This is a genomic window from Bradyrhizobium sp. USDA 4449 (genome assembly GCF_054056275.1).
In genome coordinates this window covers 4,498,701-4,515,521 of the sequence record NZ_JBSRYD010000001.1, presented here as the reverse complement: position 1 = coordinate 4,515,521, position 16,821 = coordinate 4,498,701, and the positions used below count along the sequence as shown (strand labels likewise).

Genomic DNA, 16,821 nt, shown 5'->3' with positions numbered 1-16,821 from the left:
CCCAAGGAATTCGGAGGGATTCTAGAGATGTCCGACGTCAGCCAGCCTGCCGCCCATCCGCCCGTGACCGACTGGGTCAACGATTTCGACCACACCGACCCGCAATGGACCGACGATCCCTTCCCGATCTGGGAGGAGCTGCGCGCCGCGAGCCCGGTCGTGCATACCGAGCGCTTTCTCGGCTGCTATATGCCGACGACGTATGAAGCGGTGCGCGAAATCGCCAACGACACCGAGCATTTTTCGTCGCGCCGCATCATCGTCCGCAACGTCCGGCCCGAAATCGCGCGAAACGCGGCGCCGCCGATCACTTCCGATCCGCCCGTGCACAAACCGGCCAAGCAATTGCTGCTGCCGCCTTTCACGCCGGACGCGATGAAGAAACTGGAACCGCGGATGCGCGCGATCTGCAACGAGCTGATCGACGGGTTCATCGCCGACGGCAAGGTCGACGCCGCCGCGCGCTATAGCAAATACATCCCGGTTCAGGCCATCGCGCACATGCTCGGCATTCCCGAGAGCGACAGCGACCTCTTCATCAACTGGATCCACATGATCCTGGAGCTCGGCATCAAGGACGAGAACATGCTGCTGCAGGCCGTGCAGGAGATGAGCGATTATTTCAGGGCCCATATCGAGGAGCGCAGATCGAAGCCGACCGACGATCTCATCTCTTATCTGATGAATGCCAAGGACCGGGATGGCCAGCCGCTGGAAGAGTCGCATGTGCTGGGCTCGCTACGGCTGCTCCTGATCGCCGGCATCGACACCACCTGGAGCGCGATCGGCTCCTCGCTGTGGCATCTCGCCCGCACGCCTGTAGACCGCGAGCGGCTGATCGCCGAGCCGGAACTGATTCCCACCGCCGTGGAGGAGCTGCTGCGCGCCTATTCGCCGGTGACGATGGCCCGCGAAGTGGTCAAGGACACCACGGTGTCAGGCTGTCCGGTCAAGGCAGGCAACATGGTGCTGCTGTCCTTCCCGGCCGCCAACCGGGACCCAAAAATGTTTCCGGATGCCGACAAGGTCGTGATCGATCGCCGCGAGAACCGCCATGCCGCCTTCGGCCTCGGCATCCACCGCTGCGTCGGTTCCAACCTCGCGCGGATGGAGATGCAGGTCGCGTTGGAGGAATGGCTGAAGCGGATCCCGGATTTCCGGCTTGATCCGGCAGGCACGGTGACCTGGTCGCAGGGTACCGTGCGAGGCCCCCGCCAGTTGCCATTTCTGCTGGGAAAGGCGATGTAGGCCTTTCCCGGGACCAACGCAGAGAGGCCGGACGTGACAGAGCTAGCGACCCAACCGGCCTCCGACCATATCGACATTGCCGACGCCAAGCGGCGGATCAAGGCGATCTTCATCGGCTCGATCGGCAATCTCGTCGAGTGGTACGACTTCTACGCCTATACGGCGTTCGCGCTGTATTTCGCCCCGGCCTTCTTCCCCGGCAACGATCCCGTGGTACAGCAATTGAACGCCGCCGTGGTCTTCGCCGCAACCTTCCTGATGCGACCGCTCGGCGGCTGGTTCTTCGGCTACCTCGCCGACCATTTCGGCCGACGCATCTCGCTGACATTGTCAGTGGTGTTCATGTGCTTCGGCTCGCTGATCATCGCGCTGACGCCGACCTATGCAACGATCGGCTTTGCCGCGCCGGTGATCCTGGCGCTCGCCCGCGTCATCGAGGGCCTCAGCCTCGGCGGCGAATACGGCGCCAGCGCCACGTATCTCAGCGAGGTCGCCGATCCCAGGCATCGCGGCTTTTATTCGAGCTTCCAGTACGTCACGCTGATCGGCGGCCAGCTCACCGCGATCATCGTGCTGCTGCTCCTGCAAAAGGTCTTCCTCACGCCCGAGGAGCTGAAGGCCTGGGGGTGGCGCATCCCGTTCGCGATCGGCGCGGCGCTCGCGATATTCGCAGCCGTGATGCGGCGCGGCCTGCATGAGACCGAGGCGTTCGAGGAAGCCAAGAAGGTCGTGAAGCCGACGGGCTCCCTCACCAATCTGTTGCGTTATCCGCGCGAGCTGTTGCTCGTGGTCGGCCTGACCGCCGGCGGCACCGCGGCGTTCTACACCTTCACCACCTACATGCAGACCTTCGTCAAGCTCTCGGTCGGCCTGACCGAGGACCAGACCACCTTCGTGATCTTCGGCACGCTGATCTTCGCGACCATCCTGCAACCTGTCTACGGCGCGATCTCCGACAAGATCGGCCGCAAGCCGCTCTTGATCTTCTTCGGCGTCGCCGGCACGCTAGCAACCGTACCGCTGCTGATGACGCTGAAAGAGACCAAGTCGCCATTCACGGCGTTCATCCTGATCTGCTGCGCCTGGCTGTTCGTTGCCGGCTACACCTCCATCAACGCGGTGGTGAAGGCAGAGCTGTTCCCGACCAATGTCCGCGCTCTCGGCGTCGGTTTGCCCTATGCGATCACCGTCTCGCTCTTCGGCGGCACGGCGCCTGCGATCGCGCTCTATTTCAAGACCATGGGACACGAGCAGTGGTTCTACTACTATCTCGCCGGAATCATCTTCCTGTCGCTGATCATCTATTCCACCATGCGGGACACCAAGCACGCCTCCGCGATGCACCGCCACGAATAGCCCGTTCACGAGTAGCCCATTCACGAGTTGAATATGGCCGACGAGACGCCATCCGACAGCAAGCTGACGCGCACCAAGGAGAAATGGGCGCGCGAGGGCCGCTTCCTCACCGGCAGGATCACCCGACCCGAGGACCAGCGGCTACCGCCCGGCCAGCATCTGACAAAAGACTGGCCGGTGCTCGATCTCGGTGTCCTGCCGCCGGTCTCTCGCGAGCGCTGGCGGCTCGACGTCTACGGCGCGATCGAGCAGCCTTTGTTCTGGACTTTTGCCGAGTTTGCCGAGCAGAAGCAGGATCAATTCACCTCCGACATCCATTGCGTCACGACATGGTCGCGCTACGACAATGAATGGGAGGGGCTCGCCACGCGCGAGCTGCTGGCGACCTGTCGGCCGCGCGACGATGCGCGCTTCGTCGTGCTGCATTGCTATGACGGCTACACCACCAACCTCGCGCTGGAGGATTTCGCTGCCGAGGACGCGCTGCTTGCCCATAGCTGGTCCGGCCAGAAGCTGTCGGACGAGCATGGCGGCCCTGTCAGGCTCGTCGTGCCGCATCTCTATTTCTGGAAGAGCGCGAAGTGGCTCCAGGCGATCGAATTCGTGACCGACGACGCACCGGGCTTCTGGGAAGTCCGCGGCTACCATAACCGCGGCGATCCCTGGGCCGAACAGCGCTACTCGAGCGATTAGGTTCAAGCAAACACGGGGAAGGCCCATGCCGACGGAACGCTTTCAATTCACCGGCGAAGCGGGCCATCAGCTCGCGGCCGCGCTGGAGCTGCCGGACGGCGAGCCCGCGGCCTATGCGCTGTTCGCGCACTGTTTCACCTGCGGCAAGGACACGCTGGCAGCCAAGCGCATCTCGGTCGCGCTTGCCGCCAGGGGCATCGCGGTGCTGCGTTTCGACTTCACGGGTTTAGGCTCGAGTGAAGGTGATTTTGCCAATTCGACATTCTCCTCGAATGTCGCCGACCTCGTGCGCGCCGCCGATCATCTACGTGCGACCCGCAACGCGCCGTCGATCCTGATCGGTCACAGCCTTGGCGGCGCCGCGATCCTGGCAGCCGCGGGAAAGATTCCGGAGGCGAGGGCAGTCGTGACGATCGCCGCACCGTCCGATCCCGCGCACGTCACCGGCCTGTTCAGCGAGCATCTCGACGACATCCGCACACGGGGCGAGGTCGACGTCTCGCTCGCAGGTCGCCCGTTCCGGATCAAGCGCGAATTCCTCGACGACATCGTCGAGCAAGCGCTGATGAAGGACGTCACCGGCCTCCATAAAGCACTGCTGATCATGCAATCTCCAGTCGACGATACCGTGGGCATCGATAATGCCACCAGGATCTTCGTTGCGGCGAAGCACCCCAAGAGCTTCGTCTCGCTCGATCACGCCGATCATCTCCTGACGAAACCCGCCGATGCGCTCTACGCCGCGGACGTGATCGTTGCCTGGGCGAGCCGCTACATCGACATCGCAAATCCGGTCAAAGCGGTGGATCTTCCGGAAGAACCTCGCAAGGTGGTGGTGCGGGAGACCCGCAAAAGCAAGTTCAACCAGATCATCACGGTCGGGCCTCATCATCTCGTGGCGGACGAGCCGGTGGCTGCCGGCGGCGAGGATGCGGGTCCAGGGCCCTATGATTTCCTGCTTGCCGGCCTCGGCGCCTGCACCTCCATGACCATGCGCCTTTATGCGGACCGCAAATCGCTGCCGCTCGATCGCGTCACCGTCACGCTGAAGCATTCGAAAATCTACGCCAAGGACTGCGCGGAGTGCGAGACGCGGGACGGCATGCTCGACCAGATCGAGCGCGATATCGCGATCGACGGCGCGCTCGATGCCGATCAACGCAACAAGCTGATGGAGATCGCCGACAAGTGTCCGGTGCACCGGACCCTGACCTCGGAGATCCGCATCGTGACCAGGGCCGTGGACTAGCGCGCTACAAGCACGACGCCATCGTCCGCAGCGCTGCGCTGATCTCGCTTTCGCGCCAGGCCGCAAAGCCGAGCAGCAGGCCACGATCACGCGGCCGTCCCAGCGCCAGACTGGATAGTGCCCGGGTTTCGACGCCTGCATCGACCAACCGCCTGACCACCGCTTGATCGGCGCGACCACGCCTGAGACGCGCGACGAGCTGGATACCGCCCGAGGGCACCTCGATCGAGAGCACCTCGCCGAGATGGCGCTCCAGCCCCGCGACGAGATGATCGCGCCTGAGGTGATAGAGCCGGCGCATCCGGCGCAGATGCGCGAGGAAATGCCCGTCGGCAATGAACTCGGCGAGCGCCTCCTGAATGTGGCTGGACGCGATCAACCCGATGTGCCGCTGCGCGATCTCCAGGGCACTGACCAGCGCCGGCGGCGCGACGAGATAACCAAGCCGGATATCCGACGTCATCGCCTTCGAGAACGTGCCGACGTAGAACACGCGGCCGTGGACATCGAGTCCCTGCAGGGCCGGCACCGGACGGCTGTCATAATGGAATTCGCCATCGTAGTCGTCCTCGATGATCCATGTCTTGCCGGGCCTGCTCGACCTCAGGAACTCGCTCCGGCGCGCCAGCGACATCAACCGCCCGGTCGGATGCTGGTGCGAGGGCGTCACGAAGATGAGCTTGGGCGCCGTCATTCCCGGCATTCGCTGCATGCCCTGCTCGTCGAGCCCGATGCCGGTCACCCGCGCGCCCGACGCACGGAAGGCGGCTGCGGCGCCGGGATAGCCGGGATCCTCGACCCAGACCTCATCGCCTGGCGTGATGAGCACGGCCGCGATCAGCGTCAGTGCGGCCTGCGCACTCGGCAGGATCATGATCTGGTCCACTGTGGCGCGAACGCCTCTGCTGGCCGCCAGATAATGCGCCAGCGCTTCACGCAGGCGCATTCGGTTGACCGGGCCAAGCTCTCGTCTGGCAGCGCGCACGGCGCTGCGGCGCAGGCAGCGCGCCCAGACCTCGTTCGGAAACTCGCGCGCATCGCCATGCCCCGGACGTAGCGGCTTGAGCGGCGCCTGGTAGGACATCGGCCAGTCGGTCTGCGTGAGCTTCGATGCCCAGGGTGACAGCGGCACTTTGCCGGGACGGAGGCTCGAGCCGCCCCCGCGCGCCGCCGCAAAGCGCTCACCGCCATCGACTGTCACCACGGGACGACGTCCGTGCGACGCCTCGAGATACCCTTCAGCGGCAAGCTGCTCGAATGCATAAGTCACGGTGTTGCGGGAGACGCCAAGCTCGCTCGCAAACCGGCGGCTCGACGGCAGCGCGCTGCCTTTGGCGAGGCGCCCGGCCGCAATCAGCCTTCGGAGCTGGCCGGTCAATTGCGCCACCAACCCCTCTTCATCAGCCCGGTCGAGTTCGACCAGGCCGGCGATCATGCTCTCCGAAACTGGCACCTTCATCTTCTCCGATCTGGCACTTTTTCGGGTGCCAGGCGAGATGCTATCCACCGGACCGGACTGCTTCAAGGATTTTGCGATGAACTCTTCCCTGTCACCCCGTGCGGCGATCGGCCTGTTTCTCATCGTCGTGCTGGCCTGGGGCGTGAACTGGTCGATGACGAAGCAGATCGTTCAATTCCTTCCGCCGCTGTGGACGTCGGCGATCCGCAGCTGGATCGCGCTGGCTGGACTGTTCGTGATCCTCGGATTGAGCAACAATCTGGTGATCCCGGAGCGGCGCGATATTCCGGTGGTGCTCAGCGTCGCGTTGCTGCACATGACGATATTCTCCGTGCTGGTTGCGGCCGGTGTGCGCTTCCTGCCCGCGAGCAAGGCCGTCGTGCTCGGCTACACCACGCCGCTCTGGGTCGCGATCGCGACGCCTCTGCTCGGAAAGGATACGCTGACCCTGGCGAAGCTTGCCGGCGCCCTGTTGGGATTGATCGGGCTTGCCGTGATCCTCAACCCGGCGTCGATCGACTGGACCAACAGCAACGTCGTGCTCGGTGCCGGCATGGTCATTCTGGCCGCGATCTCCTGGGCTGCGAACATCATCTATATCCGCGCGCACCGCTGGATCGCATCCCCGCTCCAGCTCCTGATCTGGCAGGTGCTCGTGGCGACGATCGTGCTGACAGTGTCAGCTATGGTCGTGGATGGCCTGCCGCATGCGGCATGGTCGTGGAAGCTTGTCCTGCTGTTCCTGTATTCCGGCCTGATCGGGACTGCGCTCGCTTATTGGGCGATGTCGATGGTCAACAAGAGCATCTCGGCGCTGACCACGGCGCTTGGCACCACCGCGACGCCGCTCGTCGGTATTGCCAGCGCGGCGATCCTGCTGGGCGAGCCGATCGACAGGAGCCTCGTCACCGCCGCGGCACTGATCGTCACCGGCATCGGCCTGGCGACGCTGGGCGACCGGCTGCTGCGCCGTCAGGCGACCGCGAGCGGTTGAACGCGCAAGCTGCCGCGCAGACCTGCCGCGGTGCCGAGCACGATGCCGGCGACCGCAACGAAGGAGCCCAGCGCGAGCGTCGAGACGCCGGTGAGTCCCTGCCCGATCGAGCAGCCAAACGCCATCACGCCGCCGATGCCCATGAGCGCGGCGCCGCCGGCCGAGCGCAGCATGTGGCGCGGCGACGAATAGCCTTCGAGCCTGAAGCGGCCAGTGACGAGCGCAGTGACGAGGCTGCCGGCAAGAACGCCACCAACCGTCGCGATGCCAAAGTTCAGCGTCAGGCCGGTCGAGAGCATGGCGTATTGCAGGCTATCGGCGATCGGCGCGATGAAGGTGAGCGAGGTGACCGGGACGGGATTGAAATCGTCGGCGCCGACATAGCCGGTCACGTACCATCCGCCGGCGACGAGCAGACCGACAATGACCCCGGCCGCGATCTGGCCCGGAGAGCGGCGGAACGCCGTATGCGCGAAGGCAAACAGGATCAGCGCGAAGGCGATCACGGCTGCGGCCAAAGCTCGCGAAGCCCCCTCAGCGAGACCGAGCGTCGCCAGCACTGAGGGCAACGAATTGACGTTCACAGTTGTTTGCGAAGCCTGAACCAGCGCAATGCGAGCCGGCGCGATCAGGCCCTTGAGCGTCATCTGCGCGGCAATGGCAAGCACGGTCACGACGACGAACGAGCGGAGATTGCCGCGGCCCAGCAGCACCAGCGCCCGCGAGCCGCAACCGTTCGACAGCACCATGCCATAACCAAACAGCAGGCCACCGAGGAACAGCACAGGCAGCGAAAAGGTCTGTTGCAGGTAGATCGACTTGCCGAGATCGACCATGCCGGCGCCGGCGAGGAACTGGCTCGCCGCAATCGCCACCGCAATCGCCAACGCATAAGACCGGACCAGCCGCCCGTCTCCCTCTGCCAACCAGGCGCGCATGCTGCTCATCAGGCAGAAGCCGCTGAGCAGGCCGACGGAGCCATAGACGAGGCCGATAACGAAGCCGGCGAGGATGACGGGATGGGTGGATTCCATTGATCGTTCTCAGACCTCTCGCCATTCTCCCGTCATTGCGAGCGCAATGACGAGCTTCATGGCCGCATGATTACCCTATCGCGCGACGACCCGGCAACGGCGGCATAAGCCTCCTTCGCCCGCTGCAATGGGTAGATCGCATTCGCCCTGATCGGGAACGGCTTCAGGTGACCGCTCGCAAAGCCGGGGCCGAGCTCACGCAGCACCGCGCCGGTCGCAGCCGAGGACAGTCCAAGCGTGTCGATGCCGACATAGGTGTGTTGCCCGCGATAGAATTCGAGGATGTTGAACTGCACGATGCGGTCGATCGCGGCGATCAGGATCTGACGGCCGCGCAACGCGAGCGACTTGTGCGCAGCCTGGAAGTAGGGATCGCCGACGGTATTGAAGACGATGTCGGCGCCCTTGCCGCCGGTCAATTCGCGCACGCGCGCGGCGACGTCGACCGCAGAGGCGTCGATCACCTCGATCGGCGCATTGCCGTGGCCTTCATAGGCTTCGGACTTGCGCACCACGCCGATGACGCGTGCGCCGTGCCAGGTTGCGATCTGCACCGCGGCCTGACCGACCTTGCCATTGACCCCGAACACGAGAACCGTCTCGCCACTCTTCGGCACGCCGGCACGGCGAAAGCCCTCCATCGCGGTGACGAAGGGCACGCCGATGCCGGCAGCTTCTTCCCACGACAGCGCCTTCGGCTTCTCCACCGCCGCATCCGCCTCGACCACGAGATGGCTGGCATGGCTGCCATCGCGGCGGATGCCGAGATCGCCGGAAGAGCCGAACACCTCGCGGCCCATCGTGCCGGCCGGGCCATCGATCACCATGCCGGCATAGTCACGGCCAGGTGTGCGCGGGAACACCGCATAGGGCATCAGGCCGGTAGCGGCCTTGACGTCGGACGGATTGACCGCGGCCGCCTTCACCTCGATCAGCAGGTCGTTCGGGCCACGGCTCAGCCTATGTTGCTCGACCACGGGCGTAACCGCCGCGGCGCTCTCTGCCTTGGCATTGAGGCGCACGCAACGCGCTTCGACGGTTTTGCTATCGGATGGCGACATGAAAAAGACCCGCGATTTCTCGCGGGCCTTGTCGCCTCTGGAGGCGGTCGAGTCAATCGGTCAAGTCAGTCCGTCAAGTCAGTCCGTCAAGTCAGTCCTTGGGCCGCTTGTCATAGAGGCGCTTGGCCTTGCCGAGCGAGCGTTCCAGCGTGGCGGGCGCAACCACCTGCACCCTCGAGCTGATGCCGATCGTGTTCTTGATATGGGTCGAGATCCGGTCGGCATGGTCGATCAGACCACGGCCGTCCCAGCTTTCGGGTCGCGCCTCGGCGATGATGGTCAGCTCGTCCATGCGGCCTTCGCGGGTCAGTTCGAGGATGAAGTGTCCACCACACCAGTCGGTCGCGAGCAGCACCTCTTCGATCTGGGTCGGAAACAAGTTGACGCCGCGCAAGATGATCATGTCGTCCGAGCGGCCCGTCACCTTCTCCATGCGCCGCATGCCGGGGCGCGCCGTGCCCGGCAGCAGCCGCGTCAGGTCACGGGTGCGGTAACGAATCACCGGGAACGCTTCCTTGGTCAGCGAGGTGAAGACCAGTTCGCCTTGTTCGCCATCCGGCAGCACCGCACCCGTTACCGGGTCGATCACTTCAGGATAGAAATGGTCCTCCCAGATGTGCAGCCCATCCTTGGTCTCGATGCATTCCTGCGCGACGCCCGGCCCGATCACCTCGGAGAGGCCGTAGATGTCGGTGGCATCCATGTCGAAGGCGTCCTCGATCTCGCTGCGCATCGCATTGGTCCAGGGCTCGGCCCCGAAGATGCCGACCTTGAGCGAGCATTGGCGCGGATCGAGCTTCTGGCGCTTGAACTCGTCGAGGATCGCCAGCATGTAGCTCGGCGTCACCGTGATGATATCAGGCCTGAAGTCGTTGATGAGCTGCACCTGCCGCTCGGTCATACCGCCGGAGATTGGCACCACCGTGCAGCCGAGCTTTTCGGCGCCGTAATGGACGCCGAGCCCGCCGGTGAAGAGACCGTAGCCGTAGGCATTGTGGATGATCATGCCGGTGCGGCCGCCGGCAGCACGGATGGAGCGCGCCATCACCTCCGACCAGGTGTCGATGTCGCGTTGCGTATAGCCGACCACGATCGGCTTTCCCGTCGTTCCCGAAGAGGCGTGCACGCGCACCAGCTTTTCGCGCGGTACCGCGAACATGTTGAAGGGATAGTTATCGCGCAGATCCGTCTTCACCGTGAACGGAAACTTCGCGAGATCGGAGAGCTCGTGAAAATCGGCTGGATGCACGCCCGCCTTGTCGAAGGCCGTGCGATAATGCGCGACGTTGTCGTAGGCGTGCTGGAGCGACCAAGCCAGCCGCTGCTTCTGCAGCGCCATGATCTCGTCGCGCGACGCGCGCTCCTGCGCATCCATCTCGGCACGATAGGTGTTACCACCTTCCTTGCGCCTGGTCAGAGCCATTCTCGTTTCCCCACATCGGTTCGTTCTGTCATTTGTCTTGCTGCGGCAGCCATGTGCCGGGAACGACACGCGAATGCCCGCGGAATTCAGCAACGACGGTATCGCCGGCCGTGACGCGCACGTCATAGATGCCGGACCGACCGCCGCGCGTGACCTCGCGCGCCTTCGCCACCAGGCGGTCGCCGAGCTTGCCAGGTTTGATGAAGCTGATCTGGCCCTGCGCCGCAACAACGCGATCGTTGTGCGAGTTGCAGGCAAAGGCGAAAGCGGAGTCGGCGAGCGTGAAGATGAAGCCGCCATGGGCGATGCGTTGGCCGTTGACCATGTCGGGCCGCACCGTCATGGCGAGCGTCGCAAAGCCCGGACCGATCTCGACGATCTCCATTCCAAGTCCCTTGGAGGCATCGTCCTCCGCCCACATCGCCTCAGCGCAGGCGCGGGCAACATCCTCAGGCGACAGGGCGGCTTTGACGTTCACGCGCTTCTCCCGGCGAATTGCTTGCACATGATGTTCTGCCTGATGGTCAACACTGTCAAACGTGGTCGTAGTCGACCACGACGCGCTGGGACGATGGCTTGGCCTGGCAGGTGAGGACGAATCCGGCCTTCAGCTCCCAGGGTTCCAGCGAATAGTTGAGGTCCATCGGCGCCTCGCCCTCGACCAGCTTGGCGCGACAGGTCGAGCACATGCCGCCTTTGCAGGCGAAGGGCAAATCGACGCCGGCGCGCAGCGCGGCATCGAGGATCGCCTCGTCCTCGGCGACCGGAACATCGCGGCGCTTGCCGTCGATGATCAGGGAGGCGATCGACTTCGGGGGCGCGTCGGGCGCAACGGCCTTCTTCGGTCGCGGCTTGCCGCCAAACTCCGAGACGAAGCGTTCGACGTGAATGCGGTCGTCGGCGATGCCGAGATCGCGACAGGTCGCCTCGATGTCTTCGCTCATGCCCGAGGGACCACAGACGAAGACGTGGTCGACGCTTGCGGCCGGTACCAGCGAGCGCAGCAGCACCCTCACCTTGTCGCCATCGAGCCGGCCATGCAGGATCGGAATGTCCTGCTCCTCACCGGAGATGACGTGGAAGATCGAGAGGCGGTCGATGAAGCGGTCCTTGAGCTCCTCGAGCGCCTCGAGGAACATGATGTTGTCCGTGGTACGGTTGCCGTAGAACAGGAAGAACCGGCTGTCGGGCTCGCGCGTCAAGACGCCCTTGACGATCGACAGGATCGGCGTGATGCCCGAGCCCGCGGCGAAGCCGACATGGATGCGTCCGGCATCATCAGGCGGGAGCACGCCGAAGCGGCCGGTCGGCGTCATCACATCGAGTTCGTCGCCGCGTTTGAGCTCGTCCGCCGCCCAGCTCGAGAACGCGCCACCGTCGACCTTCTTCACCGCGATACGGATTTCGCCATCATCGGGGCCGGAGCAGATCGAATAGGAGCGACGCACCTCTTCGCCATCGAGCATGGTGCGGAGCGTGAGATACTGGCCGGGCGTGAAGGCGTAGTCGCCCGCGAGTTCGCCGGGGATGGCGAAGGTCATCGAGACGGCATCAGACGCCTCGCGGCGGAGATCGTTGACGGCCAGGCGATGGAAGCGCGGTGCGGCTGCAGACATCTCGAATACCCTAGATTTGAGCCACAGCCGTCATTGCGGTCGGGTTGGCATCGTGCGCCTCAATGGCACTTGAAGTAGTCGAACGGTTCGCGGCAGGACTTGCACCGCCACAGCGCCTTGCAGGAGGTCGAGCCGAATTCCGACAACAGCTCGGTCTTCTCGGAGCCGCATTGCGGACACGCGACGGCTTGCTCACCAAACAGTGCGCGGCGCGAACCTGAAGCCTGCGGCGGTGCGATGCCGTAGGCGCGCAGCTTCCGACGGCCCTCCTCGCTCATCCAATCGGTGGTCCAGGCCGGCGACAGCACGGCGCGTACTTTCGGGCGACGGAAGCCGGCGCGCTCCAGCGCGATCTCGATTTCGAGCGCGATCATGTTCATCGCCGGGCAGCCCGAATAGGTCGGCGTGATCACGACCTCGGCATGGTCGCCGTCAACAATGACATCGCGGAGCACGCCCAGATCGGCGATGGTCAGCACGGGGATCTCAGGATCGACCACGCCCGCCGCAGCATCCCAGGCTCGCCGGCGCAGCTCGCTGTCGCGATCGAGCACCGTCACCATGTCTGCCCCGGAAACGTGCGCTGCATCGATTGCAACTCCGACAGCAGATGGCCGAGATGTTCGCTGTGCCGGCCGGAACGGCCGCCCTGCTGCATCCAGTCGTTCTGCGGCAGCGTCAGGGTTGCCTCGCTCACGACATCGGACAGCGTCGTCATCCAACGGCCGCGCAGCGTGCCTGGATCGACGGCAATGCCGGCCTCGATCAGGGCGCGCTCGCCGTCGTCGACGGCAAACATCTCGCCGGTGAAGGCCCAGAGATGATCGATCGCGCCTTGAGCGCGCGCGTGGCTCTCATCCGTGCCATCGCCAAGGCGGATGATCCATTCCGAGGCATGACGCAGATGATAGGCGCTCTCCTTCTCCGACTTCGCAGCAATGGCCGCGAGCGTCGCGTCGCGCGAATTCATCATCGCGCGCCAGTAAAGATCGGCGAAGGCGGAGTAAAAGAACTGCCGCACCAGGGTCTGGGCGAAGTCGCCATTGGGCTGCTCGACCAGCAGCAGATTGCGGTACTGCCTGACATCGCGCAAATACGCGAGCTTGTCCTCGTCGTTGTCCCCGCCTTCGGCCTTGGCGGCGTAGGTGTACAGTTCGCGCGCCTGGCCGATCAGGTCGAGGGCGATGTTGGAGAGCGCCATGTCCTCTTCCATCATCGGCGCATGCCCGCACCATTCCGACAGGCGGTGACCGAGGATCAGCGCGTCATCGGCACGGCGCAGCGCGTAGAGCACCAGCGGTGTTTCGGAGACGTCGATGTTGGCAACCGGCATCACATATGCCCCACTTCTTCCGGCACCTCGTAGAACGTCGGATGCCGGTAGATCTTCGATTCCGCCGGCTCGAACATCATGCCCTTCTCGGCGGGGTCGCTGGCGGTGATCGCGGTTGACGGCACGACCCAGATCGACAGGCCCTCGCCGCGGCGGGTGTAAATGTCGCGGGCAGCCTGCAGCGCCATGGTGGCGTCGCTCGCATGCAGCGAGCCGACATGCTTGTGCGCGAGCCCGTTGCGGCTGCGAATGAAGACTTCCCACAGCGGCGTATTCGGGGTGGCCATATCGATCTCCTTATTCCGCGGCTTGTGCGGTCTGACGCTGTGCGCGCTTGCTGGCGTAGGCGGCAGCGGCTTCGCGCACCCAGGCGCCCTCATCGTGCGCCTTGCGGCGCGCCGCCATGCGATCGCGATTGCAAGGGCCGTTGCCGGCGAGCACCTGCTTGAACTCGGTCCAGTCGATCCCGCTGTAGCGCCAGTGGCCCTCGGCATCCTGGGTCATGCCTGGATCGGGAATGGTGAGGCCGAGATATTGCGCCTGCGGCACCGTGGCATCGACGAACTTCTGCCGGAGTTCGTCATTGGAGAAACGCTTGATCTTCCACTTCGTCGATGTGTCGCTGTGCTGGCTCGTGGCGTCCGGCGGACCGAACATCATCAGAACCGGCCACCACCACCTGTTCAGCGCATCCTGCGCCATCGCCTTCTGCTCGTCCGAGCCGCGGCACAGCGTCAGCATGATCTCGTAACCCTGGCGCTGATGGAACGATTCCTCCTTGCAGACGCGGATCATCGCGCGCGCATAGGGGCCGTAGGAGCAACGGCACAGCGGGATCTGGTTCATGATCGCGGCGCCGTCGACCAGCCAGCCGATGGTGCCGATGTCGGCCCAGGTCAGCGTCGGATAGTTGAAGATGGAGGAGTATTTGGCCTTGCCCGCAAGCATGGCGTCCACGAGCTCCTCGCGCGAGGTGCCGAGCGTCTCGGCCGCGGCGTAGAGATAGAGCCCGTGGCCGCACTCATCCTGCACCTTGGCGAGCAGCGCGGCCTTGCGGCGCAGGGTCGGCGCGCGCGTGATCCAGTTGCCTTCGGGCAGCATGCCGACGATTTCGGAATGGGCGTGCTGGGAGATCTGGCGGGTGAGCGTCTTGCGATAGGCCGCCGGCATCCAGTCGTTCGGCTCGATGCGCTCTTCGGCATCGATACGGGCCTGGAACTGCGCAGCCTTGGCCGCATCCTCGAGACCGCGATCATCGCTCTCGGCCATGTTCAGCGCCTGGGTATACATGCGCATTCCTCCCGTCTCGTTGGGAAGCAATATATAACAGAATTTAAGTCATGCAACATATTTCTGTAACATAAAAATCAGGCGCCGAATCTCCGTTCCAGGAGCTTTCGCGCCGCCGGCAACGCGCCCTTCTCATTGGTTCCATGGCTATCAAGCCATTGTTCGGACGGGACAAGCAGCGCCCGATAGATCTCGCCGCAGAGTTCGCGGGCAGCCTTGCCCGGCCAATCCGCCGGCAGCAGGCTCTCGGGAAGCAGCGGATCGCGCAGCACGACGCGGCGGTAATAGTGGATCAGCAGAATGCGCGCGGTGAACGCATCGGCCTCGGACAAATCCGTGCCGCGCGCGATCGCGGCGCGTAACGGCTCGAACGTCTTCATGAATTTCAGATAAGCATCGGCGGTGCGCCCCAGCGGCCAGCTCGCGCCGAGCAGTCGACGCCCATTGTCATCCTCGGCCGAGACCTCGAGACGGATGGCCCCTGCGGCCTGCTCCGGCACCGGCACGCCTGATGGTGCCACCCACACGCCCGGCAGCGGGCTGCCGAAACCGGCATTTCGCAGCGCCTCGCGTGAGACATCACGGTCTTCACCATTGCCGATCAGCAGCAACTCGAAGCGACCGGTCCAGTTCGACGGCGGCGGATCGTAGATGTGCCGTGTCGCCGCTTCGAATGTCTCGCGGCCCTTCTCGGCGAGGCGGTAAAAGCTGTTGCGGCCGACCTTTTCGCGCGTCAGCCAGCCATCGGCAGCCAGGCGCGACATCGCCGTTCGCACCACGCTGCCATCGATATCGATGCCCTCGAAAAACGCCAGCAACGTGCCGAGCCACACCGACCCGCCGCGCGGCACGATGGCATCGCCGAACATGGTGATGACGATGGAGCCGGTGCGTGACGGCTCACGCTTGAGCTGATCGATGATGCGAGAGAGCGGATGCGCCATGGGCGAGGCATAGCGCGTTTGGTGCGGGCGCCACAATGAGGGAGCGGCGGGTGCCTCTCACGATGCGGCGGCATCGGCACTGGGCTCCCTCTTGCGGGAGAGGGTTGGGGAGAGGGTGTCTCCGCAACGGGACAATCCCCAACAGGAAACAACCCTCACCCGCCACGCTCTGGGAGCGTGTCGGCCTCTCCCGCAAGCGGGAGAGGCGAAGAAAGAGAGATCACCGATGCGGATCGGGATACACCAGGCTGCGCCAGCCGCTGCGATCGAACGGGCGCCACTGGCCTTCCTTCTGCGCGAGGCGGTCGGCTACGGCGTAGACGACGGCGGGGTGATGACCCATGCCGCAATGGCTGCTCTCGACCTCGATGCTCTCGGTCTGTGCGCCGGTCTTCTCCATGCAGCCCTGCCAGGCGCAGACGCCGTCGGTGCGGCTGAAGATGGCCGTGGTCGGCACCGGCGGCGGGGCGGCGAGCTCGCCGCCGAAGCGCGGATCGACCTCGTCGGACTTCCGCCCGCTCACCCATTCATAGACGCGCCAGGCATTGGTCGAATGGGGATTGCCTGCGAAGGGGCTGCCGAGCGTGATCACCTGGCGGACGCGCTCGGGCATCATCTTGGCGAGCTGGCGCGCATAGAGGCCACCGAGGCTCCAGCCGACCAGGCTGATCTTGCGGCCATGCTTGTCGTTGAGCTCCTCGACAAGATCGACCATGGCATGCTGCACGCCCTCGCGGAGGCCGTAGTTGCGTCCCTGGCGCCAGCCGCTGACCGCATAGCCCTTGCTGGTCAGAAAGGTTCGCAGCGCGCGCGTGGATCCGTCGGAGGCGACGAGGCCAGGCAGCACCAGCACCGGATGCCCGTCGCCACGCGGCGCCAGGCTCAGCAGCGGTAGCGCGCCGAGGAATGCGCCGAACTCGTGGATCGCACGTCCTTCGAGAAGCATCAGAGTCCGGGACGGCGGACGCAGCGTCTGGGCTGTAGCGGTCATCAATGGTTCCCCTGAACAGGCGCCGGCCGCGATGCCGGCAATGGGCATGAACTCCAACACGCCGGCGTCTTGATCGTTCCGCAGCGCAACATGAATCAGCTAGGCGGCCGGTTCCACACATTCAAGCGGG

The 16,821-nt window shown here is 64.6% G+C and carries 17 protein-coding genes; 5 read left to right on the top strand and 12 right to left on the bottom strand.

The annotated features are described in order from the left end of the window. The first annotated feature begins 27 nt into the window (after positions 1–27). The 4 genes from ACVIIW_RS21060 to ACVIIW_RS21045 are packed head-to-tail and all read left to right on the top strand — an operon-like array spanning position 28 to position 4,546. Positions 28–1,248: a cytochrome P450 gene (locus ACVIIW_RS21060; RefSeq protein WP_456702472.1), complete on the top strand. Its 1,221-nt coding sequence runs from the start codon at positions 28–30 to the stop codon at positions 1,246–1,248. 33 nt (positions 1,249–1,281) lie between these two features. After that, entirely contained in the window at positions 1,282–2,604 is a 1,323-nt protein-coding gene (locus ACVIIW_RS21055; RefSeq protein ID WP_456702471.1) for an MFS transporter, read from the top strand. 33 nt (positions 2,605–2,637) lie between these two features. Beyond that, on the top strand, positions 2,638–3,297 hold the full coding sequence (locus ACVIIW_RS21050; protein WP_456702470.1) for a sulfite oxidase-like oxidoreductase: 660 nt from the start codon (positions 2,638–2,640) through the stop codon (positions 3,295–3,297). 25 nt (positions 3,298–3,322) lie between these two features. Beyond that, entirely contained in the window at positions 3,323–4,546 is a 1,224-nt protein-coding gene (locus ACVIIW_RS21045; protein WP_456702469.1) for a bifunctional alpha/beta hydrolase/OsmC family protein, read from the top strand. A 4-nt stretch (positions 4,547–4,550) separates the two neighbouring features. Here the strand turns inward: ACVIIW_RS21045 and pdxR are convergent, their stop codons facing one another. Continuing rightward, a complete protein-coding gene (pdxR, locus tag ACVIIW_RS21040; RefSeq protein WP_456702468.1) occupies positions 4,551–6,005 on the bottom strand; it encodes a MocR-like pyridoxine biosynthesis transcription factor PdxR in 1,455 nt (484 codons plus the stop codon). Positions 6,006–6,042: 37 nt separating this feature from the next. Between pdxR and ACVIIW_RS21035 the strand changes: the two genes are divergently transcribed. Continuing rightward, entirely contained in the window at positions 6,043–6,999 is a 957-nt protein-coding gene (locus tag ACVIIW_RS21035) for a DMT family transporter (protein WP_456705218.1), read from the top strand. Here the strand turns inward: ACVIIW_RS21035 and ACVIIW_RS21030 are convergent. The 11 genes from ACVIIW_RS21030 to ACVIIW_RS20980 form a co-directional block, all read right to left on the bottom strand. After that, positions 6,978–8,033 (bottom strand): YeeE/YedE family protein, encoded by a 1,056-nt coding sequence (locus ACVIIW_RS21030; protein WP_456702467.1) that lies wholly within the window; start codon positions 8,031–8,033, stop codon positions 6,978–6,980. The two genes, ACVIIW_RS21035 and ACVIIW_RS21030, sit on opposite strands and share 22 nt — an antisense overlap. A 56-nt stretch (positions 8,034–8,089) precedes the next feature. Further along, a complete protein-coding gene (locus ACVIIW_RS21025) occupies positions 8,090–9,094 on the bottom strand; it encodes a quinone oxidoreductase family protein (RefSeq protein ID WP_456702466.1) in 1,005 nt (334 codons plus the stop codon). Between the two features lie 91 nt (positions 9,095–9,185). Further along, positions 9,186–10,517 (bottom strand): phenylacetate--CoA ligase PaaK, encoded by a 1,332-nt coding sequence (gene paaK, locus ACVIIW_RS21020; RefSeq protein ID WP_456702465.1) that lies wholly within the window; start codon positions 10,515–10,517, stop codon positions 9,186–9,188. A 28-nt stretch (positions 10,518–10,545) separates the two neighbouring features. Continuing rightward, on the bottom strand, positions 10,546–10,995 hold the full coding sequence (paaI, locus tag ACVIIW_RS21015) for a hydroxyphenylacetyl-CoA thioesterase PaaI (protein WP_456702464.1): 450 nt from the start codon (positions 10,993–10,995) through the stop codon (positions 10,546–10,548). Between the two features lie 55 nt (positions 10,996–11,050). Continuing rightward, positions 11,051–12,133, bottom strand: a complete 1,083-nt coding sequence (gene paaE, locus ACVIIW_RS21010) for a 1,2-phenylacetyl-CoA epoxidase subunit PaaE (protein WP_456702463.1) — start codon at positions 12,131–12,133, stop codon at positions 11,051–11,053. A gap of 59 nt (positions 12,134–12,192) precedes the next feature. After that, complete coding sequence (paaD, locus tag ACVIIW_RS21005) at positions 12,193–12,696, bottom strand: 1,2-phenylacetyl-CoA epoxidase subunit PaaD (RefSeq protein ID WP_456702462.1); 504 nt, start codon at positions 12,694–12,696, stop codon at positions 12,193–12,195. Continuing rightward, a complete protein-coding gene (gene paaC / locus ACVIIW_RS21000) occupies positions 12,690–13,466 on the bottom strand; it encodes a 1,2-phenylacetyl-CoA epoxidase subunit PaaC (protein WP_456702461.1) in 777 nt (258 codons plus the stop codon). The genes paaD and paaC overlap by 7 nt, the downstream gene beginning before the upstream one ends. After that, positions 13,466–13,753 (bottom strand): 1,2-phenylacetyl-CoA epoxidase subunit PaaB, encoded by a 288-nt coding sequence (gene paaB, locus ACVIIW_RS20995; protein ID WP_008136594.1) that lies wholly within the window; start codon positions 13,751–13,753, stop codon positions 13,466–13,468. The genes paaC and paaB overlap by 1 nt, the downstream gene beginning before the upstream one ends. A gap of 10 nt (positions 13,754–13,763) precedes the next feature. Continuing rightward, positions 13,764–14,756 (bottom strand): 1,2-phenylacetyl-CoA epoxidase subunit PaaA, encoded by a 993-nt coding sequence (gene paaA / locus ACVIIW_RS20990; RefSeq protein WP_456705217.1) that lies wholly within the window; start codon positions 14,754–14,756, stop codon positions 13,764–13,766. Positions 14,757–14,833: 77 nt separating this feature from the next. After that, on the bottom strand, positions 14,834–15,700 hold the full coding sequence (paaX, locus tag ACVIIW_RS20985) for a phenylacetic acid degradation operon negative regulatory protein PaaX (RefSeq protein ID WP_456702460.1): 867 nt from the start codon (positions 15,698–15,700) through the stop codon (positions 14,834–14,836). Positions 15,701–15,920: 220 nt separating this feature from the next. Then, positions 15,921–16,691 (bottom strand): esterase/lipase family protein, encoded by a 771-nt coding sequence (locus ACVIIW_RS20980; protein ID WP_456702459.1) that lies wholly within the window; start codon positions 16,689–16,691, stop codon positions 15,921–15,923. Between the last annotated feature and the right edge of the window lie 130 nt (positions 16,692–16,821).